This is a genomic window from Desemzia sp. AGC72 (genome assembly GCF_057334175.1).
Map to the genome: position 1 here is coordinate 48,592 of NZ_JBHFIG010000006.1, position 21,808 is coordinate 70,399.

Sequence of the window (21,808 nt, forward strand, 5' to 3'; positions counted from 1 at the left end):
TAACTTTTTACTCGTAAAAAAAAAAATGATAAACTGCTTTCAAAAGCTTAAACTATCACTTTTACAAAAAGGAGAGATTTTATGCGCGCAGTAACATGGCAAGGAAACGAAAAAATGGAAGTGAAGACAGTTCCGGATCCAACGATCGAAGAACCAACAGATATGGTCATTCGTATTACAGCTACAGCTATTTGCGGTTCAGATTTGCATTTATACCATAATGGGAAACCGGTCATGGAAGAAGATTATGTAGTGGGACATGAGCCTATGGGAATTGTGGAAGAAGTTGGTTCTGCAGTGACAAAAGTGAAAAAAGGCGATCGAGTCGTTATCCCTTTCAACATTGGTTGTGGAGATTGCCATTTCTGTGCTCATCATATGGAAAGTCAATGTGACAATTCTAATCCTAATCCAATGTTTGATCAAGGCGGATTGTTTGGTTTTGGTAAAATGAACGGAAATTATCCTGGAGGACAAGCTGAATACTTACGTGTCCCGTTTGCGGATTTCACATCTTTTGTGGTCCCAGAAAGCAATCTGCCAGATGAAAAAGTTCTCTTTTTATCTGATATTTTGCCTACAGCTTATTGGAGTGTAGAACACAGCGGGATGAAAGCCGGAGATACAGTAATCGTTTTAGGTTCAGGACCCGTTGGTTTGTTCGTTCAGCAATTTGCGAAGATGAAAGGGGCAGCACGAGTGATTGCTGTGGATAACGTCGACCATCGATTGCAACATGCAAAAAAAATGAATGGTGTGGAAATCGTCAATTTCTCAAATGTTTCTGAAGTGGGCGACCAACTGTACGAAATGACAAAAGGCGGCGCTGAAATTGTTATTGATTGCGTGGGGATGGATGGTGTCAAACCGTTAAAAGAAAAAGCAAAAGATTTTGTTTCTCTACAAAGCGGATCTTATTCACCGATACAAACAGCTAGTGAAGCAGTGAAGAAATTTGGAACGATCATGGTAACTGGAGTTTATATGACACCAGCTGCCAACTTCCCATTCCACAACATCTTCACTCGAAATGTAGATATCAAATCAGGACAAGCTCCTGTAATTCATTTGATGCCAAAAATTTACGACATGATCGAAAAAGATATGTTTGATCCTACAAGTATTATCACGCATACGATGCCGTTGGAACGTGCAGCTGAAGCTTATGATATTTTCGACAAAAAGGCTGATGACAACATCAAAGTAGTCTTGAAACCAGGTATGTCTTAAAATTAAAATAGTCTCTTTGAAAGTAATTTTTCAAAGAGACTATTTTTCGTTGTGAACTCATAAAAGAAAGGAACTTTTACATGATTCAACAAGTCGGGAAAATCATGTTGTATGTAGAGGACCAGGAAAAAGCCAAAGAGTTTTGGGTGGAAAAAGTTGGATTCAGTGTTGTGGAAGATCAAACGCAAGAGAATATTCGCTGGATAGAAATCACCCCGACCCAAGAGGCTCAGACGCACTTCGTTCTTCATGACAAAAATGTTATAGCCGAACTTGAATCTGAATTGACCTTAGCGACGCCTTCTTTGTTGTTCTTCACTCAAAATGTAGAAGAATTGTATACTGAGTTCAAGCAAAAAGGAATAACGGTCGGCGAACTGGTCACTACACCTACAGGAAAAGGGTTCAACTTTGCGGATTATGAAGAGCAGTATTTTGCTGTAGTAGAAGAACAGACGTAGGATAGAGAATGATTGATTTAGGCACCCTTTTTAGAAAATTGACGGCAAAAAGGTCACGCAATTGTTTTTTGCGTGACCTTTTTTCAACTTTATATACCGAAAAAAGAACGTAAATGATTTTTACGTTCTTTTTTACTTATTCTCTTCTGAAAAAGTTACGTAAGGACACCAAAAATGATTTTCTGTTAATTAAATTCGAGCTGTTCCCGTTTCCGCAGCTGCTTTTTTGTAAAATAGTGTTCAAAAACGAAGATAAAACCGCTTATATAATTAAAGTTATAGTTTAACATAAGTCAAAAACATCCTTAATCAAAACTTTAAAAGAAATAAAGAATTATTTTGCAAAGAATAAAATAAAATGCCGATACTTAAAAAAGACGAACAATTTTCGGTTGGTTAATTTTTATATTTCGTAATTAAGCTTTACTTTTAGGTTATATCCTAATATAATGATTTTACAACTTTAATAAACGAACTATTTAGTGATTGAGATCTAAAGCGTTCGTTATAAAACAGGAGGGTTAATGTGGAAGAGAAAATGCAGCATCCAGTAGTGGGTAGTAGAAGAGTGGATCACTTGAAAGAACAAGATGATAGTCTAACGTTAAATTACGGAATTGATGACACACCCGATTTTGTCACCACTGTTGTTTTAGGGTTTCAAAATGTACTAACGGCTTTTGGAGGACTTGTAGCTGTTCCTTTAGTTATTGCTGGTATCGCTGGTTTCGGCGTTGCAGATACAGCTTATATGATCAGCGCTGCGTTATTGGTTTCAGGAATTGTATCAATCATTCAATCAAAAGGCTTTGGACCAAAGAGATTCAGAGTTGGGGCAGGTATCCCAACTATCATGGGAACTGACTTTGGCTTTGTAGGACCTGCAAATGCAGTTATTAATACGATGGGCGGCGGCATTGCAGGGTACTTAGGCGGAACGATGATAGGTGCTTTGCTTGAGATTGGACTCAGTTTTTTTGTCAAACCACTAATGAAATTTTTCCCTCCTGTAGTTACTGGATCAGTTATTGCGCTGATGGGAATGACTTTGATGCCAGTTGCTTTTGAATGGGTCGGAGGCGGAGTAGGAGCTGCCAACTTTGGAGATCCATTCAACTTGATTATTGCGAGTTTTGTTTTCTTAATCGTTCTTGGAATCAACCATTACGGAAACAAAAGAATCGCGCCTGCAGCTGTATTATTAGGAATCGTAATTGGGTATCTTGTTTGTATTCCTCTAGGGATGGTCGATTTTTCTCAGGTGGCACAAGCACAATGGTTCGCCTTTCCTCAATTGTTCAAGTTTGGAATCAACTTTGATTTGAAATTTGCGATCCCTTTTGTAGCGGGATATTTAGTGACCATTATTGAAACGGTGGGTGTTATGCAAACCATAGGCGAAGTAACACAAACGAAGTTATCAGATGAAGATATTGCAAATGGTGTGCGGGCAGACGGTGTCGGTTCTTTCATTGGACCAGCTTTAGGATCTGGTCCAGTAGCGACTTTTAGTCAAAATGCCGGCTTGATTCCGTTGACAAGAAACGCTTCACGAACAGTAGCCATTGCTGCAGGAGTCATCTTAATGTTAATGAGCTTTTTCCCTAAATTTGCCACTCTAGTATCAATCATGCCAATGCCGGTTCTAGGTGGAGCTGGGATATTGATGTTCGGTACAGTTGCTGGTGCCGGAATCAAATCCCTTTCACGTGTTAAAATGAACAACCGCAACTTGCTGATCGTTTCTTCTGCAATTGGAGTCGGGTTAGGGGTAGCTTTTAGACCGGAAGTAGTAGCGGGTCTACCAGGAATTTTAGGCGGATTGTTTTCTTCAGGAATTTCAGCTGGTACGATCGTGGCTTTAGTCTTAAACATTTTGTTGAAAGAAGAAAAATAACTATTTCTTTTATAGTCTGACTTTTATGCAAATAAAAGTTGGGCTTTTTTATGTTTTTCGGTAAATATTTTGCATAACAAGGTGAAGAGTCGCTTATATCGGCCATGAGCGAGTAAAAATGATGTCTTATGGCACAAAAAAATTACTAAAGAGCCATGAGAGTGGCAAAAGTATGCCTCATGGATGATATGAACTAGTTATCGGCCATGAGGATAGAAAAATAAGATTTATGGCACACAATGGAAATCCCCCCACACTAAAACACTAAACTAGTAATCAGTCTGTAACCTGTTTAAGGAGATAATTTGGTATACTAAAGTATCTATTAAAACACCTTTGTGCATAAGAAAGGAAGTAAAAATGACCAAATTTTTTGGATTTATATTGACCATTTTAGTCTCTATCGTGTTTGGTTTTTGGCTGGCTGCGACAAATATTTTAGAGGGAACTCGCGCAGGAGATGTCTTGTACGAAATAGTGGATTTAATACCCATGCCAAACGAAGTTTCAACACCTCTGCAAATTGACATCCCTAAAGAAGAAACCAGCGCATCAACGGTGCAATCGTCTGAAGAAGAAAGTACTCCTGGCAATGCTGAAACGAGTCAAAATGGAATAGACTATCAGGTTATCGAAAATCACGTTTTTGAGTTGCTTAATGAGCTGAGAATTGAAGTCGGTGTTTCAACCTTAACAAAAAATGATCAATTAAAAGTGGCTGCAGATAAACGAGCCGTAGAAACGGAAGAATTGTTTGAACACACTCGTCCAGATGGAAGTGATCCTTTTACGGTTTTAGAAGAAGGAGAAACTCCCTATCGTTATCGGTGGGCTGGTGAAAACTTAGCTATGGCAACTTATTATTTAGATGAAATCGGTATGGCGGAAGTTATTTTTGAAGGTTGGAAAAACAGTGAAGGACATTACAAAAATATGATCAAACCTGAATTTAAAGAAGTGGGGATCGGAATCCATTATGATGGTGAGATTCTTTACGCTACTCAAATTTTCGGAACACCGCTTTAAATGAAAATAAGAAGTGATGGTTAATTTTTATCTCCGCTAACGATGAATAGACTTCATCATTAGCGGAGAATTTTTTGTTTTTCGCAGAAGAATCAAGTCATACCAAAAAAGCATTAGACTCATGGTCTAATGCTTTTTCTATTGGTTACAAATTTTTTTGTGATTAAGATCAGTCCGTGTATTCATCCAAAATAATTCTGAATGAGGATTTAAATTGTTCGCGGTCTTCTTTGGTAAAGGCTTTTGGGCCTTTGGTTCGCTGGCCGCTCTTGCGCGCCATAGCGCTTAAATAACGAGACTGCAATAATTGATCAATATTATCTGTAGTATATCTAAAGCCTGTATGGTGCAGCACGATACAGCCTTTTGCTAAACATAATGAAGCTAGGCCATAGTCTTGAGTGATCAAGACATCTCCTTTTTTTACCAGCTGCATAATACGATAATCGGCCGCTTCAGCTCCTGTATCTACGTAAACGGTGTTTACATTTTGCGGATATTCCTTTGTGGAATAATGAGAAATACTCGTCACTAAAGTAACCGGTAAACCTCGTTTCACGCCTTCTTCAATCACAGTGTCTTTTACAGGACTTGCATCTGCATCAATAAAAATATGCACCATCATCACCTAAACTTTCTCTTTTGATCTTTAGATTGATTTTAGTATACAAGAAACCTATAGATTTACAAATGACCAAATCAGAAGGCTGAAAAGTTAATGATGTTAATGCAAGAAACATATCCACAATCTGGAGGTGATTTTGTGACAAACAGTTCACATTATTGCCTATTAATTTGTCAGTTTTTCTCCCGATATAAACAACAGTCAACATAATATTTTTTACAAATTTTAAAGAGGAGGGAAATTTGTAAGGAACAGTAGCAGTTGCATCAGGTTTGTATGAAAAGTGAGGGAAAATATCAAATGGAAACAACAAATAATTTATCGAATGCACCTTTAGAGAAGGTGGCATCTCGAACGCAATTTTTAAAAAACAAATTCAATGCTAAAACAATCAAAGTGAAGTTACTAAAAAGCTTCGGATTTATTATTTTAGTAGTATTAGTAAGCAATTTAATTAATTTGTATACAGTGGAAAAACAAAATACACAAGTAAACCATTTGATCGAAGAAGAATTGCAGCTTTTGATGATCAATGATAGTTCAGCTAACAATATGGCAGAACGAATGAACTTATTGCAAGCTTATGTACTTTCAGAAGATGTACAATACTTAAACACCTTCAACGATAGAATCGAGCAAAGTATAGAGCTGGAAAATGAGTTCTTGGCTAAATCCGATGCACCAAATGCAAAAGAATTGATCGATCAAAAAATTACTTGGGGAACATACACTGATCAAGTCATCGTTGCTGTCGAAGAAGGAGACGACGAACTTGCTGAAACAATTATGTTGGATGAAGTGATTCCTAGAGGGAATCAACTGATACAAGGGTTCAATTTGTTGTCGCAAGAAACTAATGAAGAAATACAACGAGTTTCTGCTGTAGTCGAAAAAGCTGGCGAAGAAATGATGACGAACTTAACGATTCTTTCTATTGTTACTCCGATTTTAGCACTGGTCATTGCTTTAAGCATAGCTAGAAAAATCTCTAATCCTATTCAAAAAATCAAAGAGCGTATGGAAATCATTGCAGCTGGAGATTTGAGTTCTGAACCGTTGGCAGTAACAGGTGAAGATGAAATTGCAAATTTAATGACAGCTGCCAATGAAATGAGCTTTAGAACAGCTGAAGTCTTGAAAGAAGCAAGTACGATCGCTCAAACAACTTCTCATTACAGTGAAGAATTGACTCAAGCTACTTTTGAAGTAAAAAGCGGAGCGGAACAAATCGCAACGACTATGCAGGAAATGGCTTCTGGTTCAGAAACTCAAGCAGGAAATGCTTCTGAACTAGCTTTAGTCATGGATTCATTTGTGAAGATCATTGAAGATGCTAACACAACAAGTAATACTGCAAAAAACCAATCTGCTAATATTCTAGAGATGTCTGCTGACGGACAAAACTTGATGAACACGTCAACAGAACAAATGACTAAAATCGATAGTGTAGTCAGCCAAGCTGTTGAAAAAATGTTTGGTTTGAATACTCAAACAAACGAGATTTCTAAATTAGTAGAAGTCATCAAAGATGTAGCAGACCAAACGAACTTATTAGCTTTGAATGCAGCTATTGAAGCAGCACGTGCAGGGGAGCATGGTAAAGGGTTTGCCGTAGTAGCAGATGAAGTACGTAAATTGGCAGAACAAACTTCCAACTCTGTTAAAGATATTACCAATTTTGTTCAGACGATCCAAAATGAGTCATTCAACGTGATGGACTCTCTAAGCAACGGTTATAAAGAAGTAACAGAAGGTACAGCTCAAATCAAACAAACTGGAGCGATGTTGAGCTCCATCAATAATGAAATTTCTAATATCTCCACTGGAGTTAATAAAATTACGGCTAACTTAGAAGATATTCTAGCATACAGCAAAGAAATGGATGTTTCTATCGGCGACATTGCATCTGTTTCAGAAGAATCTGCTGCAGGTGTAGAAGAAACTTCTGCTGCTTCACAAGAAATCTCCGGATCAATGGATGAAGTATCAGCAAGTGCAGTACAAGTATCAGAATTAGCAGATAAATTAAACGATTTAGTGCAACATTTTAAACTTTCAGCAGAAGCATAATCGGCGGAGAGAAAATAACAGCTTAAAAGAAGATAAAAGATGAAGATGAGGTTTTACACTCATCTTCACATACATATTTGCTTTAGGTAAGGATTGAAGGAGAGTTTTTAGATGTAGAGAATTGACAGTTGAAGGAGACACAATGATGGCAGACAAGTTCAAAGATACAGTGAAAACGGTAATTGAGAAAGCGAAGAATATTCGATGGAAAAACCGAGATGTCTCGAAAACGAATCGAAAAAAAAGCATTAAATACCCTATTATTCTGTTAATCGTACTATTAGTAGCAGCTCCTGTCGTAGTCGCATTAACGTTATCTGCAAATAATTCAACGAAGTTATTAGCTGACCGTATTGAAACCAGCGAAAAAGATATGACCACTATCCTGGCAAATCAATTGCAAGATACGGCTAGATCCATGGAAAATAGCTTGGATTTGTTAGCTAAAGAAGAAGCTTTTTGGCAAATTGCAGAAGATGATTCAGTGCGTTCAGACATCTGGAACAATCTGAATATTTTACAGACAACCAGTAGCAATATTGGAACAGCTTTATATGCTCCGGTAGAAAAAGAAATTATTGCTACTACAACTGGAGTATATGAAAATTATGACCCTACAAATAGAGAATGGTATACAGGCGCATTAGATGCGAAAGGGAAAGTATATTGGAGTACTCCTTATACGAATACAGCTGATTCTAAACAAATCATTACTGCTTCAAAAGCTGTTTATCAAGGTGGGGAATTGGTAGGTGTTCTAGCATTCGACTTGTTATTGGATAATATCAATACCTTGATCAATGAACTGAATATTGGAAATACTGGCTATTTCTTTATTGCTGATAAAAATGGAACAGTCTTTATGTCGCAAAAAGCATCAGAAATCGATTCATCAATTGTAAATGATCCTATGTTTACGACAGCTTATGAAGAAAATGGATTTGTGGACAATGAACGCAACGATAAAGTAGAAGCTTATTATCAAAAAGTACCTGCTTTAGGATTAACGATCTATACAATTGCTGAAAAAGCAGAAATGGCACCGGAAATGACGATGAACACTAAAGTGATTTTATCCATAGTAATTGTTGGTACTCTAATAGCTATTTTGCTGGCCTTAATTGTTTCAGGATATCTTACTCGAATCACATCATCATTTGTTCAGTCATTTAATAAGTTGAAAAATGGAGACTTGTCCACTCGTATGACTTCAGATGACTTAGCGTTTAAATTCGAGAGTAAATGGTTGAAAAAGAAAAAAACGATTCAATCTACGTCAGTGAGTGCAGAAGGCAATGAATTTGGCCAACTCGCACATCATTTTAATGAAATGGCTCACCGCTTCAATGAAACAGTAGGAAGAATGAAAGAAGAAAGTATCCAGTTGGCCGACATGACAGAAACCATGACGGAGATAGCAAAACAAACGACTTCGGCGACCGAGGAAGTTTCCGAAACTATCACTGGAGTTGCGGAAGCCACAGGAACTCAAACTCAAGATACTACTAATACGGCTGAACAAATGGGTGAACTGGTAGATGTATTCAATCAAATAGAAGTTAGTTTAGGCCAAATGCAAACAAATACCAACGATACTGCTGAGGCTAATATGAACAGCAGTGAAAAACTATTCTATGTATATGAGAATTGGCAAGCCACAGTAGAAGTGTTGACAACATTGCAAAAAAATATCAATGGTGTGAACATGGAAGTCCAAAATGTGGATAAAATCGTGCAATCTATTCAAGAAATTTCAAAACAAACGAATCTGTTAGCTTTAAATGCTGCTATTGAAGCTGCTCGAGCAGGAGAAGCTGGAAGAGGATTTGCTGTCGTTGCAGACGAAGTTCGAAAATTGGCAGAAAAAAGTGCCTCTTCATCTAAAGAAATCAGCAAAATCATTTCAACCATTCAGAAGAAATCTAATGATATGGTGGAAAAAGTTCAAGATACGAATGATGGAAGTGAAAAACAAACAACTTTCATTGATCAAGCCATTGATGCAGCCAATACGGTTACAGATAAAATGGATCTATTGATGCAAGATATCAACAGCGTGACAGAACTAAATGAAGTGATTATGGTTAAAAAAGAAACTGTTGTGTCTTCTATTGAAAATATTGCAGCTTCTGCTGAGGAAAATTCTGCAGCAACAGAAGAAGTTTCTGCCAACACAGAAGAAATATTGGCAACTATGCAAGAGTTCAGTTCACACATTACTGATTTAGAACGAGTGGCGAGCGAATTAAGCGACTCAGCTAACCAGTTCCAATTGTATGATGAGCAGGCAGACAATGCAGACGAAGACGATGAAGTTTTCCCAGATGTGGAAAACCTGTCTCTTGGAGAAATCTAACTCATCCAACGTAAGATGTTTAAGAAAGCAGGTGCAAAATTGAAAAAACACATTATCTTTATGTGCAACAATCAAAAAACAGCCGTTGATATCGATGTTACAGAACGAATCTTGTTGTTGGAAGATATCACATTGATTCCAGACACATCGGATTATATTAAAGGTGTGATTGATTATAGCGAAGAAGTCCTGCCAGTCATTGACTTGAACGAACGATTGTTCAATCAAGCATATCAAAAAACTGAGCAGACAAAAGTAATCGTAACTTTGTGGAAAAACAAAAAAATCGGATTGATCGTAGATGATGTAACAGCAGTCCAAGATTTTAGCGACCAAGAATTGCAACACGAAACAAACGAAAGTAAAGGCAGAAGCATCAAAGCAATTGTTAGAACTCCTGAAAGTATTATTACCGTTATAGATGTGGATAACTTATTTCCAGCTGATGGAGAAGCTGAATTGTCATCCATCATAGAAACCTTTGCAAAAGAAAAAGAGGACTCTTCTAAAAAAGAGTAGACCTATATCTTTTGCGTATGAAAAAGTGGTGAATAGTGAATGTCTGAAGAATTAAAAGTAAGAATATCCGATTATAAAATCGCGGCACCACCTGATTCATTGATTACTATCGCACTTGGTTCTTGTGTAGGAATCGCTGTTTATGATCCTAAAACGAAAGTAGGCGGTCTGAGTCATATCATGCTGCCAGATAGTAAGTTATTTAAACCACCTTATAAAGTTGAAAAATTTGCTGACTTAGCTATTCCCCAGATGGTCGATGAAATCAAAAAATTGTCTCGTTCTGAAAGGCTGGTAGCAAAGATTGCCGGAGGAGCCAGCATGTTTCAATTTTCCAGTCAATCAGAAGGAGAATCGATTGGAGACCGTAATATCAAAGCCGTAATAGATTGTTTGAATGAACTGAACATTCCATTATTGGGTCAGCAAACAGGGGGAAATACAGGTAGAACAATGATGGTAGATTTGGAAGAATTTAAGGTAACTGTCCGCAGCGCGAATCGTGATATTAGTGTCTTATGAAAGGTAAAGGAATGGACAAATGAGTATAAAAATTTTTCTAGTCGACGATTCGCCATTTATGCGAAAAGTTTTTTCGGATATCATTTCCGACATAGTTGGTCTGGAAGTCATTGGAACTTCCAGAAGCGGTAGAGATACCATACGCAGGTTAGAGCAATTGAAACCTGATTTGATTTTGATGGATGTCAACATGCCTGGATTGAACGGATTAGAAACATTGAAACTCATTAAAGAAATGAGTTCGGTTCGTATCGTGATGATGAGTTCCCAAGGTGGGGAAGATATTACTATCGAAGCGCTGGAGAGCGGTGCAGATGATTTTATAGGAAAACCTGAAAACCTGAGAGCAAACAGCGACGAATTCAAGAAAGAATTAGAAGTTCGCATTAAAGCACTGTTCAAAACAACAGAAGATAAGTCCCGTACTGTTATTAAAAGAGAACCAATGAAGAGAAAAAGCAGCCTTTTGAAAAATGAATTTCCAGCTCAAACTGTTCCGGAAAAAGTAAAAGCTATTGCTATTGGAGCTTCTACAGGAGGGCCTAGAGCATTGATGCAAGTAGTTTCGGAATTTCCAGCTGAATTATCGATTCCTGTTTTTATCGTTCAACATATGCCTGCCGGTTTTACGGCTTCGTTTGCTCAACGAATGAATACTGAATCAAAAGTTACTGTCGTTGAAGCTGTGGATGGCTTGCCCGTGGAAAAAGGAATAGTATATATAGCTCCTGGGAACTACCATATGGTTGTGGAAAACAAAACAATTAGATTGTTATCCACCCCTAAAATCCATGGTGTTCGTCCAGCTGTTGATATTTTGTTTGAATCCATCAAAAATGAGTACAAACAATCAGTCATAGGAGTGGTGTTGACTGGAATGGGTTACGATGGAACTAAAGGGTTGCACGATATTAAGTCTGTTGGGGGATATACCTTAGCGCAAAACGAAGAAACATCTGTCGTTTACGGGATGCCTAAGAACGCTGTGGAAAACGGCGTAGTGGATCAATGTATAGGATTGAAAGAAATTTCGGATATCCTAAATCAAATTATAAAGGTGAGCTAATGGAACTTAACTATGATTTCTTTTATCAATGGACAACAAAAAATCTGAAATTGAACTTAGATGGCTACAAAGAGACACAATTACAAAGACGGATCGCAACGAGCATGAAAAATGCTGGCGCTGAAACCTTAGAAGAATATGCGGTAGTTATTGAAAAAAATCCTGAAGCAAAGCAAAAATTCTTAGACTATATAACCATCAATGTAACGGATTTTTTCCGGAATAAAGATATTTTTGAAGAATTTGAAGACCAGCTGGTCAATGAACTGCTGTCAAAATTCCCTTCTTTAAAAATTTGGAGCGCAGCTTGTTCGACAGGAGCAGAAGCTTATTCTATTGCAATGATTTTAGCAAAACATAATGTTAAACTGCAGAATAAGATCCTTGCTACAGATATTGATGAAACGATTCTGCAAAAAGGACGAGATGGAATCTATAACGAGTACGAATTGAAAAATTTAGAGTACAATTTGCGAGATAAATATTTTGAAGAATCAAAAGGCAAATACCATGTAAGCAATGCTATCAAACGTACTGTTGAATTTAAAAGACACGATCTGATATCAGATGCTTATCCAAAAGACTATCATGTTATTGTTTGCCGAAATGTCATGATCTATTTCAAAAATGACGTCAAGAATGAAATCTATCGCAAAATCAGTGAAGCCCTAGTACCAGGAGGACTCTACTTCGCAGGAGCTACTGAAACCATCTACAACCCAGCACAATACAACCTAAAAAAACTCACACCCTTTATTTATCAAAAGGATGCGTAGGTCGCTGGTTTGACTTGAAGGGAAAATCTATTCTCTTTTTAGAGGATGTTCTTTATCCTCAAAAAAGAGAATGATTTTTCCCAAAAGTCAAGCGACCGCAGCTCAACTAAAAGGATACTGAGCTGGCTCGATAGACATGAAGGGAAAATAGGGAAAAATTATTGTGATGCTTCTCAATCACAAAATTTTTCATCTTTTTTCCAAAATGTCTAGCCAGCGAAGTTCAACTAAAAGGATGTGTAAGTCTCTTGTCCAGACTCAACTAAAGAAGGATACGGAGCCGACTAGATAGAGACATGAAGAGAAAAATCCAAAGCCATCAGATTTAAAGGAGGGAATGCAATGGATGATAATAGTAAATACCTGGAATTGTTTTTCGAAGAATCTGATGAACACATTCAAAGCTTGAATGATTGTGTATTAGACCTTGAGAGTGATCCAGAAAACCAAGAGATTATTGATGATATGTTTCGTTCCGCTCATACATTAAAAGGTATGGCAGGGACGATGGGATATGATTCGTTAGCTCAATTAACGCATAAAATGGAAAACGTGTTTGATTTATTAAAGAAAAAAACAATCAAAGCTGATTCACGCTCTATAGAATTGATTTTTAATTGTTTGGATTCTATCTCTGCAATCGTAGAAGATTTGAGACAAGGCGGAGAAGGTGTTTTAGATGTTGCAGAATTAGTTGTACGATTAAATGCTATCTCTGAAGGCGAGCAAGAGGTAACTGTTGAAGAAACAACAGATGCAAAAAGTGATGACAATTTTAATTCACAGTTGCATTATATCGACTCATCAGACGTATCTGTGATTGAAAGCGCAGCTGCAGATGGTTATCAAGCATATACCGTTACAATTAAAATTGAAGAAACAAGCGGTATGAAAAATGCCCGTGTCTTTCTTGTGATGAGCAAATTAGATCAACAAGGAGAAGTGCTTCATTCTGAACCTAATGCAGAGGTATTAGAAAAAGAAGATTTTGGCTCCGTGTTTAAAGTTGTTTTATTGACTCAAGCAGACGAAGAAACGATTAAAGAAGCTGCATTGAACAATAGTGAAATCGAAGACGTTTTAGTGAAAGCATTTGATAAAAGTGACGTAGTATCTGAAAAACAGGTTGAAGAAGCAGCTGTCCTTGAACCAAGTGCTGCTCCTGCAGAAGAAGTAAAAAAAGAAACAGTGAAAAAAGCTTCTTCTAAATCGACGCATACCAACCAAACTGTTCGAGTAGACATCACAAAGCTGGATGATTTTTTGAACGCTGTTTCTGAATTGCTGATTTACCGAACACGTTTAGAAAGTATCAGTCAAGATAACCAAATCAAAGAGATGAATGAGCCGTTGGAACAATTTGCGCGTATTACGACGGAATTGCAAGACCTGGTATTGAAGATTCGGCTTCAACCGGTCAGCACAGTGATGACGAATTTTCCTCGTATGGTTCGTGATCTTGGAAATGATTTAGGTAAGAAATATAATTTAGTGATCGAAGGCGGAGAAACTGAATTAGACCGGACAGTTGTTTCGGAACTAGGAGAACCTCTGATTCATTTGATTCGTAATGCTGCAGACCATGGAATAGAGATGCCTGAAGACCGTCAGAAAAATGGGAAAGATCCGGCTGGATTGATCCATATTGCAGCTTACCAAGAAGGCAACCGAGTCGTATTGACTGTACGAGATGATGGAAAAGGATTAAATCCTCAAGCTATCAAAGAGAGTGCTGAAAGAAAAGGCATCGTGACAACTGGATTGTCAGATATCGAATTACAACATTTGATTTTCCATCCAGGGTTTTCTACAGCTAAAGAAGTGACTGGAATTTCTGGTCGTGGAGTTGGAATGGATGCTGTTCAGCAAAAAATCCATTCATTAGGCGGAACAGTAGAAATCATCAGTGTTGTAAATCAAGGTACGACCTTTAAAATCAATTTGCCATTGACGTTGTCGATTATCGATTCGTTGCTGATCAAAGTGGGAGACAGTACTTTTGCCATTCCACAAGGAATCATTGAAAAAGTTGTTAGTCCAGGTCCAGGTGAGGTTATTCAAACCTATGAAAATGAGATCTACACCACAGGCGGAGCTACACCGGTTATTCGCTTAACTGAAGTATTAGGAATGGAAGATACAAATAATCCAGAACCTTATTTGATTCTTGTGAAACTTGGCGAAAATCGATTTGCATTGAAAATCGATGATATCATCAAACAGCAAGAGATCGTTATCAAAGACTTAGGTAAAGAGTTGTCTCAAGTAAACTGTTACTCAGGAGCCACTATTTTGGGAAATGGAGAAATAGTCTTGATCTTAGATGTCACAGCTATTGCCAACGAAAGTCAAGGTGTTCAAAATGCCATCAGAGTTTAGTACAGTCCAACTAGATGCTTTAAAAGAAGTCATCAATATTGGTGGAGGAAACGCTGCGACAAGTTTGTCACAATTGATTAACAAACCTGTTCACATGACAGTTCCAATAATCGAAGTCATGGCGTATGAAGATATGTTCGAACAGGTAATGTCAGAAGATACAATGATCGATGCAGTCCTGACAAAAATGTTCGGACAAGCAGAAGGAGTCTTCTTATTAGTAGGTTTAGAAGAAGATATGAATCATTTAGCTTCTATTATGTTGCCGGAAAATAGTAAAACAAATCCAGAGATGTTGGATTCAGCAATGAAAGAGTTAGCAAACATTTTGGTGAACTCATTTTTGAACGCTGTAACAAAACTGTTGGATATTAACTTATTGACATCCATTCCGTTATTGACACGAGACATGTTTGGCGCCATAGTAAGTAGTGTCTACATGGAAACTGGACAATATGACGATACGATCTTGATTTTAAAAAATGAATTTTATTACATGGGTGAGCGAATGGAAGCAGCATTATACTTCGTTCCAACACCTGGCGTATTAGATAAATTATTTAGTTTATTAGGAGTTTGAAAGGGGAAATAACAAATGACAAAACGTGTACTTATTGTTGATGATGCAGCATTCATGCGTATGAAATTAAAAGATATTTTAGAAAAAAATGGTTACACAGTTGTAGCAGAAGCAGAAAATGGGGTAGACGCTATTGAAAAATATAAAGCAGAAAACCCTGATATTGTGACTATGGACATTACTATGCCGGAAATGGATGGCGTAGACGCACTAAAAGGCATCAAAGCTTTTGATTCAAGTGCTAAAGTAGTTATGTGCAGTGCAATGGGACAACAATCTATGGTAATGGATGCGATTCGTGCCGGAGCAATGGACTTTATCGTAAAACCATTTGATACAGGCCGTGTTATCCAAGCGTTAGATAAAGTCACTCAATAATTGGAGTTGAACAAAAAATGCAAATTGTGATGTTTACGATAAAAGATAACTATTATGCAATAGAATCGAAAAACGTGGAAGAAATTACGCAACAGTTAGCTTGGACGCCAGTTCCGAATGCTCCAAAGTGGGTACAAGGATTAATCAATTTAAGAGGTGAAGTGCTAACTTTGATAAATTTTCAACAATTGTTGTATCCCGATGGCGAACAAAAAGATTTGTGCTACAATAGGAGCATCATTTTATCAACTGACAAAGGAAAAATTGCTTTAATGGTTGATAATGTGGAGGAAGTTACCCAAGTAGAACCATCAGCTATTGAACTTGCAGATAAAAATGCGCAAGAAAAAGTAGCAGGCGTCATTTCGATAAATGAGAAACTCGTCAGCATGCTCAACTTGGATGCTTTACTACCTAAAAGTGAGGGAGAATAGTGAAACAAGTCTTATCACAACAAGAGATAGACTCCTTATTGGCAGCCGTACAAAGTGGAGAAATCGATTCAGAAGAATTAGAAGAAGCTGAAAAACCGAAAATAAAAGCCTATGATTTCAGACGTCCAGTCCGTTTGTCAAAAGAATACATTAGTACTTTGACAATGATCTTTGAAGAGTTTGCTAAGATCGCCGGCAACTCGCTGTCTACTCAAGTCCGCAACAACGTTGACCTGCAACTGGCATCTATTGAACAAGTCAGTTTCGAAGAGTTCACGAATTCTGTTCCTCGTTTTACTTGGATGAATATTTTTCACTCCGAACCATTGGAAGGTGTTCAAGTAGTAGAAGTGAATCCACAGTTCACATTGCAAATGATTGAATTGCTGTGCGGAAGTTCGGATATTATCACTACCACTGAACTTCAAGGAAAAGAAGAGTTTACGGAAATTGAATTGGCTATTTTGGAAGAAGTTTCTGCTAGTTTTCAAAGAGCTTTCAAAGCTGCTTGGACTGATATCATGGAACTGAACACCATATTAGATTCCATGGCGACGAACCCGCAAATGCTTCAAAGCATGTCACCTAATGAACCGGTTGTTTTAACAACATTCACTGTGACCTTGTTAGGTAATCAAACCTTTATGAACTTGTGTATCCCTTATATTTTCTTTGAAAAGATTTTAGACAAGCTGAGTTTTAAAAACTGGTTCCATACAGAAAAAGAAAATAGTCATTTGGACAGTGAGCAATTAGAAAGAAATCTGCAATCTGTTCATGTAAATACGGAAGTCTTATTAGGAAAAACAAAGATGACTTTAGACAACTTTTTGCAATTAGAAGTGGGAGACATCATTCAACTGGACGGAAAAACATCTCAACCTTTAGTCATGTCGGTTGAAAACTTGCCTTCTTATCTTGTGAAGCCTGGATTAAAAGGGAAAAATTTGGCAGTTGAAGTACTAGAAAATATTGGAGGAGAAACAAGCTAATGAGTGAAGCATTATCACAAGAAGAAATCGATATGTTGCTAAATGGAAATTCCTCAGCTCCATCAGAGGAAATAGTTGAATCCTTAACGAAAGACCAAAAAGACATTATTGGTGAAGTTGGGAATATCTCTATGTCTCAAGCAGCGACAACGTTGTCAAAAAACTTGAACCATCAAGTGAAAATCACCACTCCTCGTGTTTCGACTACGACATTTAAAAAAATTATCGAAGATTCTGCTACGCCAAAAGTAGCAACAACGGTTGAATTTAAAGAAGGTCTAGTAGGAACGAATTTGTTGATGATGGATATGAACGATTCAGCTGTGATCGCCGATTTGATGATGGGCGGAAACGGAGATGTTCAAGTATCCGAATTAACGGAGTTGGAATTAAGTGCAGTCAAAGAAGCGATGAATCAAATGATCGGTTCAGCTTCTACGGCTATGGCAACAATGCTGGGAAGAATGATCGATATTTTACCGCCGGATGTACTGGTTTTAGATGAAAATAATCTAGGCGCTCATGAGGATATGATCAACAATTCAGAAACAGTATGCAAGATTGCGTTTGATTTGAATGTAGAAGGTATTTTACATAGCGAAATTATGCAAGTCTTTACGTTAGATACCGTCAAATTGATTGAAAGTATCGTGATGAATGATACGGCTGAAGTGCTTGAAGGCCGCACCCCAGAAACAGAAGAAGTTGTTTCTGCACCTGCATCAGAGCCGGTCGTTGAAGAAACACCTGCCCAACCTGCTGAAAAAGTGTCGTTTTCAAAACCTCAGTTCTTGGAGTTGAACGCAAAAGAGTCCGAGAAAGCAACGAAAAACTTAGACTTGATCATGGATGTTCCCTTAGATTTCAGTGTCGTTTTAGGTGAAAGCCGTAAAACGATCAAAGACATTTTGTCATTAGGCACAGGTTCTGTTGTGGAACTGGATAAAATGACAGATGAGCCATTAGAGATCTACGTTAACGGCAAATTGATCGCTGAAGGCGAAGTCGTTGTCATCAACGAAAGCTTCGGTATCCGTATCACGAATATTTTAAGCAAAGAACAACGGATCAGACATTTAAGATAATTGTAGAGGTTTGAAGAGAGGGTTAAGACAAATTGTCTTAGCCTTTTTTGCTGTCTACTTTCAGGTAGTCAACTTAGAATGTTGGTTGAAAATAGATTCGCGTTCCTTTTTATCCTGAATAATCCTAAAATCGGTACGTAAATAGAAATAAAGCGCAAAAACATGCTGTTATTATGGTGATAAAGCGATTCTTATTTAATTCACAAAAGATTTGGTGTATTAATTTCTAAAAGTGGGTTAATATTTAAAGGAACTGTCCGATATAATCTTTGAAAGTCATAAAAGACACGAATCGACTAAACAAACTAACTTAATGGACAAGATAGAAAGGAGCTGGAGACATGAAAATCAATAATGGATACAACCAATATGTGAATAATTCTCTCCGCTACAATAAAGAAACGACTGAAAATAAAAACATCAAACCTCAAGCAACAGTAAGTGAAGAGGCTGTGAAAGTAGAAATCTCAGATGCTGCTAAACAAGTTGCTAAAGCCAATAACAACATCGTATTCAGCGAAAGAGTACAAGCAATCAAGCAAGCTGTATTGAATGGAACATACGAAGTTTCACCGGAAAAAATTGCGGATAAAATGGTCGCTGACATGAGCCAACAACGTGAGGGCATTGAATAATGAGCCAAGAAAATAAAGTCTTAGCTCTGTTGTCCGATTTTATTGAATTGCTAAAAAGTGAAAAAAAAGCTTTGATCCAGAATGATGCAGAAAAAGTGGTAGAAATCGTTTCTGAAAAACAAGTATTTTTAGAACAACTAGAAACGTTATCTCCCGATTCACTTTCTGATGAAGCTTTAAAGACTCCTTTAGCAGAGATCAAACACTTGCAAGAAACGAATCTAATGTTGACAAAAACAGCTCTTCAATTTCAAGAAACGATCTTGAAAGCCATCACGAATACCGTAAAGAGTTCAGGAAATACGTATTCGAAAAAAGGCTATTATAAGGGTAATGAGCAAGCAACATTAATCAATCAATCGTTATAAGAAATGAAGAGGTGGAAAAAATGTCCGGATTATTTGGATCGTTAAACTCAGCAACATCAGGAATGACATCAGCTCAGACAGTCCTGCAAACAATCAGTCACAACGTAGCGAACGCAAATACAGATGGGTATTCAAAACAACGAGTGACGTTGGAAACAAATAACCCGTTCAATAAATCAGGTGTCGGCCAATTAGGTACCGGCGTGCGTGTTTCAGGCGTGATACGTGTAGTAGATGACGCTGTAGTAGAGCAATTGAGAGATGAAAACAGTACATTAGCAAAATTTGAATCAAAATCAGATGCGCTTCAACAATTAGAAGCTATTTTTAATGAACCATCTAAAACAGGCTTGAGCAATAACTTAAGCGAAGTATTCGCTTCATGGACCTATTTAGGTTCAAACCCAGAAGTAGCAACGGCTAAAACAATGGTCGTGCAAAATTCTGAAACCATGACCGATACAATGAATCACATGGCTACTCAGTTGGAAAAACTGCAAGGCAATACGATAAAAGGTATTGAACAAGACGTAAAAGACTTCAATATTAAATTAGAGCAATTACATTCTCTAAACAAACAAGTTTCTTACTCAATCTCAAGTGGTCAAACACCAAATGACTTGTTGGATAAACAAGACGCTTTATTAGGAGAATTGAGCGGATTAGCTGGAGTCGAAGTGAAATTTGACGGAATGCGCCAAGCTACAGTGAGCATTGGGGGGCAAGAATTGTTGACGCCAACCAGCATGCAAAAGCTTGCTGTTGCAGGTCAACCGAATCCCGAAGGAAAAATTGTTTTAGCTGGAGATAACTCTAAAGAGATTGTTTTAACCAGTGGATCGGCTAAAGGTTCTCAAGAAGCGCTAGCAGAAGTTAACCATCAAGTGAAAAACTTAAATGAGTTTGCATACACATTTGCTACAGCAGTCAATACGATACATAGCGGCGGAGATCAGAATGGTAAGCCATTCTTTGAATTAGGAGTCGATAGCAATTACGCAAAAAACATCTCTGTTCAAGCTGACCTGGTAAAAGATCCTGAAAAAGTAAATTCTGGAAAATCATTAGATAAACCAGCAGCAGGGGATGGAAGCAGAGCGCAAGCAATTGCTGATCTACAAAATACAAAGTTAGTGTATTCTTCAAACGCAACTTTTGAATACGATGAAGTAACGATGACTATTAAAGACCAAGCTGATGGAACATCTGTTTCTAATGGCTATAACGATATTGTTACAGAAATCGGAATTTCAAAACAACAATCAGATAATATGTTTGCTAGCCAAGAAGACTTAGTTCAGCTATTAGATCAACGCCGCCAATCTATTTCAGGGGTTTCAATCAATGAAGAAGTAGCAAGCATGATTCAACACCAAAGTGCTTTCCAAGCGAATTCAAGAATGATTTCTATGATTTCTGAAATGCTGGATACTTTGATCAACCGTACGGGGGTATAATGAACGATGAGAATAACTGATTCTTACATGTCTTCGAATTTTATCAATAACCTACAAAGCAATCTAAAAAACCTTTCTAAAGTCCAAAATCAATTGTCTTCTTTAAAAGAAGTGAGCAAGTCTTCAGACAATCCTATGTTAGTTTCCGAAATTATGGATTTAAATAACAGTATGATTCAAAATGAAGAATACATGTCAACCATTAAAGACTCTATTGGTTTTTCGAATATGCAAGACAGCGCTTATGATGCTGCGACGAAATCAATGTCCAGAATTCGTACATTGATTCAACAATCAGGAACGGATACTGTAAATAATGAAGATCGTCAATTAATCAAAGCTGAAGTAGAAGCTGAAATTAAAACATTAACAGACGCTCTAAATACGAATTTCGGCGGAAAATATATCTTCTCTGGTTTAAACACTACAACTAAACCATTTAGCATTCAAACAGATGCCAATGGAAAAATGACCGGCTTAAATTATGCTGGTACAACCGATGCAACTTCAACCGGTAACTTGCCCCGAAGAATTGCTCAAGGCGTTCAAATAGAATTGAAGACAGATGGTCGGAAATTATTGAACGAACAAGGCGATGCCGGTCAACCTGATAATTTAGGAACTTTTTTGAGTGATGTCATAATGGCTTTAGAAACAGGAGATGTAGAAGCTTTGTCCGGCGATTTACTGGGACGAGTTGATAAAGAAATTGACAACATTGTTACTCAGCGTGCTGAAAACGGGGCTGTATTCAATCGCTTAGAAGCTTCTAAAGAACGTAACACTTCAGAAAATCTAAACCTAGAATCAATGCGTTCAGACAAAGAAGATATTGATTTAGCAGAAAAATTTATGGAATATACGATGGAAAAAACGGCCTATGAAGCATCTTTAGCTATGGGAACGAAAATTTTATCAACAAGTATTTTAGACTACCTTTAAGAGGTAGTTT

General features: G+C 37.4%; 21 protein-coding genes. 20 read left to right on the forward strand and 1 reads right to left on the reverse strand.

Going from position 1 to position 21,808, the window contains the following annotated elements:
• Positions 1-81: 81 nt before the first annotated feature.
• From ACE025_RS03630 to ACE025_RS03645, 4 genes are all read left to right on the forward strand, one after another.
• A complete protein-coding gene (locus ACE025_RS03630; RefSeq protein WP_485937564.1) occupies positions 82-1,230 on the forward strand; it encodes a zinc-dependent alcohol dehydrogenase in 1,149 nt (382 codons plus the stop codon).
• Between the two features lie 80 nt (positions 1,231-1,310).
• Entirely contained in the window at positions 1,311-1,691 is a 381-nt protein-coding gene (locus ACE025_RS03635) for a VOC family protein (RefSeq protein WP_485937566.1), read from the forward strand.
• Positions 1,692-2,217: 526 nt separating this feature from the next.
• Positions 2,218-3,588 carry a uracil-xanthine permease family protein gene (locus ACE025_RS03640; RefSeq protein ID WP_485937568.1) on the forward strand — a complete coding sequence of 457 codons (1,371 nt, stop codon included), beginning with the start codon at positions 2,218-2,220 and terminating at the stop codon, positions 3,586-3,588.
• A 360-nt stretch (positions 3,589-3,948) separates the two neighbouring features.
• Positions 3,949-4,614: a CAP domain-containing protein gene (locus ACE025_RS03645; RefSeq protein WP_485937570.1), complete on the forward strand. Its 666-nt coding sequence runs from the start codon at positions 3,949-3,951 to the stop codon at positions 4,612-4,614.
• A gap of 169 nt (positions 4,615-4,783) precedes the next feature.
• Here ACE025_RS03645 and ACE025_RS03650 read toward each other — a convergent pair whose 3' ends face one another.
• Entirely contained in the window at positions 4,784-5,233 is a 450-nt protein-coding gene (locus tag ACE025_RS03650) for a YaiI/YqxD family protein (protein WP_485937917.1), read from the reverse strand.
• Positions 5,234-5,539: 306 nt separating this feature from the next.
• Between ACE025_RS03650 and ACE025_RS03655 the strand changes: the two genes are divergently transcribed.
• From ACE025_RS03655 to ACE025_RS03730, 16 genes are all read left to right on the forward strand, one after another.
• Positions 5,540-7,309: a methyl-accepting chemotaxis protein gene (locus ACE025_RS03655; protein WP_485937572.1), complete on the forward strand. Its 1,770-nt coding sequence runs from the start codon at positions 5,540-5,542 to the stop codon at positions 7,307-7,309.
• 121 nt (positions 7,310-7,430) lie between these two features.
• On the forward strand, positions 7,431-9,665 hold the full coding sequence (locus tag ACE025_RS03660) for a methyl-accepting chemotaxis protein (protein WP_485937574.1): 2,235 nt from the start codon (positions 7,431-7,433) through the stop codon (positions 9,663-9,665).
• A 39-nt stretch (positions 9,666-9,704) separates the two neighbouring features.
• Entirely contained in the window at positions 9,705-10,184 is a 480-nt protein-coding gene (locus ACE025_RS03665; protein WP_485937576.1) for a chemotaxis protein CheW, read from the forward strand.
• A 39-nt stretch (positions 10,185-10,223) separates the two neighbouring features.
• Complete coding sequence (locus ACE025_RS03670; RefSeq protein WP_485937578.1) at positions 10,224-10,706, forward strand: chemotaxis protein CheD; 483 nt, start codon at positions 10,224-10,226, stop codon at positions 10,704-10,706.
• A gap of 19 nt (positions 10,707-10,725) precedes the next feature.
• The gene (locus ACE025_RS03675) at positions 10,726-11,772 is read left to right on the forward strand and encodes a protein-glutamate methylesterase/protein-glutamine glutaminase (protein WP_485937580.1); all 1,047 of its coding nucleotides are present in this window, start codon (positions 10,726-10,728) and stop codon (positions 11,770-11,772) included.
• Positions 11,772-12,548: a CheR family methyltransferase gene (locus tag ACE025_RS03680; RefSeq protein WP_485937582.1), complete on the forward strand. Its 777-nt coding sequence runs from the start codon at positions 11,772-11,774 to the stop codon at positions 12,546-12,548. The genes ACE025_RS03675 and ACE025_RS03680 overlap by 1 nt, the downstream gene beginning before the upstream one ends.
• A 342-nt stretch (positions 12,549-12,890) precedes the next feature.
• Positions 12,891-14,927 (forward strand): chemotaxis protein CheW, encoded by a 2,037-nt coding sequence (locus ACE025_RS03685; protein WP_485937584.1) that lies wholly within the window; start codon positions 12,891-12,893, stop codon positions 14,925-14,927.
• Positions 14,911-15,507 (forward strand): chemotaxis protein CheC, encoded by a 597-nt coding sequence (locus tag ACE025_RS03690; RefSeq protein WP_485937586.1) that lies wholly within the window; start codon positions 14,911-14,913, stop codon positions 15,505-15,507. The genes ACE025_RS03685 and ACE025_RS03690 overlap by 17 nt, the downstream gene beginning before the upstream one ends.
• Positions 15,508-15,522: 15 nt before the next feature.
• Positions 15,523-15,885, forward strand: coding sequence for a response regulator (locus ACE025_RS03695; RefSeq protein ID WP_485937588.1), 363 nt, complete (start codon positions 15,523-15,525; stop codon positions 15,883-15,885).
• A 17-nt stretch (positions 15,886-15,902) separates the two neighbouring features.
• A complete protein-coding gene (locus tag ACE025_RS03700) occupies positions 15,903-16,319 on the forward strand; it encodes a chemotaxis protein CheW (RefSeq protein WP_485937590.1) in 417 nt (138 codons plus the stop codon).
• A complete protein-coding gene (gene fliM, locus ACE025_RS03705; protein WP_485937592.1) occupies positions 16,319-17,311 on the forward strand; it encodes a flagellar motor switch protein FliM in 993 nt (330 codons plus the stop codon). The genes ACE025_RS03700 and fliM overlap by 1 nt, the downstream gene beginning before the upstream one ends.
• Positions 17,311-18,396 (forward strand): flagellar motor switch phosphatase FliY, encoded by a 1,086-nt coding sequence (fliY, locus tag ACE025_RS03710; RefSeq protein WP_485937594.1) that lies wholly within the window; start codon positions 17,311-17,313, stop codon positions 18,394-18,396. Before fliM ends, fliY begins: the two co-directional genes overlap by 1 nt.
• Before the next feature lie 341 nt (positions 18,397-18,737).
• Positions 18,738-19,031: a flagellar biosynthesis anti-sigma factor FlgM gene (gene flgM, locus ACE025_RS03715; protein ID WP_485937596.1), complete on the forward strand. Its 294-nt coding sequence runs from the start codon at positions 18,738-18,740 to the stop codon at positions 19,029-19,031.
• The gene (locus ACE025_RS03720) at positions 19,031-19,399 is read left to right on the forward strand and encodes a flagellar motor switch protein (RefSeq protein WP_485937598.1); all 369 of its coding nucleotides are present in this window, start codon (positions 19,031-19,033) and stop codon (positions 19,397-19,399) included. Before flgM ends, ACE025_RS03720 begins: the two co-directional genes overlap by 1 nt.
• A 20-nt stretch (positions 19,400-19,419) precedes the next feature.
• Positions 19,420-20,856, forward strand: coding sequence for a flagellar hook-associated protein FlgK (gene flgK, locus ACE025_RS03725; RefSeq protein WP_485937600.1), 1,437 nt, complete (start codon positions 19,420-19,422; stop codon positions 20,854-20,856).
• Between the two features lie 6 nt (positions 20,857-20,862).
• On the forward strand, positions 20,863-21,798 hold the full coding sequence (locus ACE025_RS03730) for a flagellin N-terminal helical domain-containing protein (RefSeq protein ID WP_485937602.1): 936 nt from the start codon (positions 20,863-20,865) through the stop codon (positions 21,796-21,798).
• Positions 21,799-21,808: the final 10 nt, after the last annotated feature.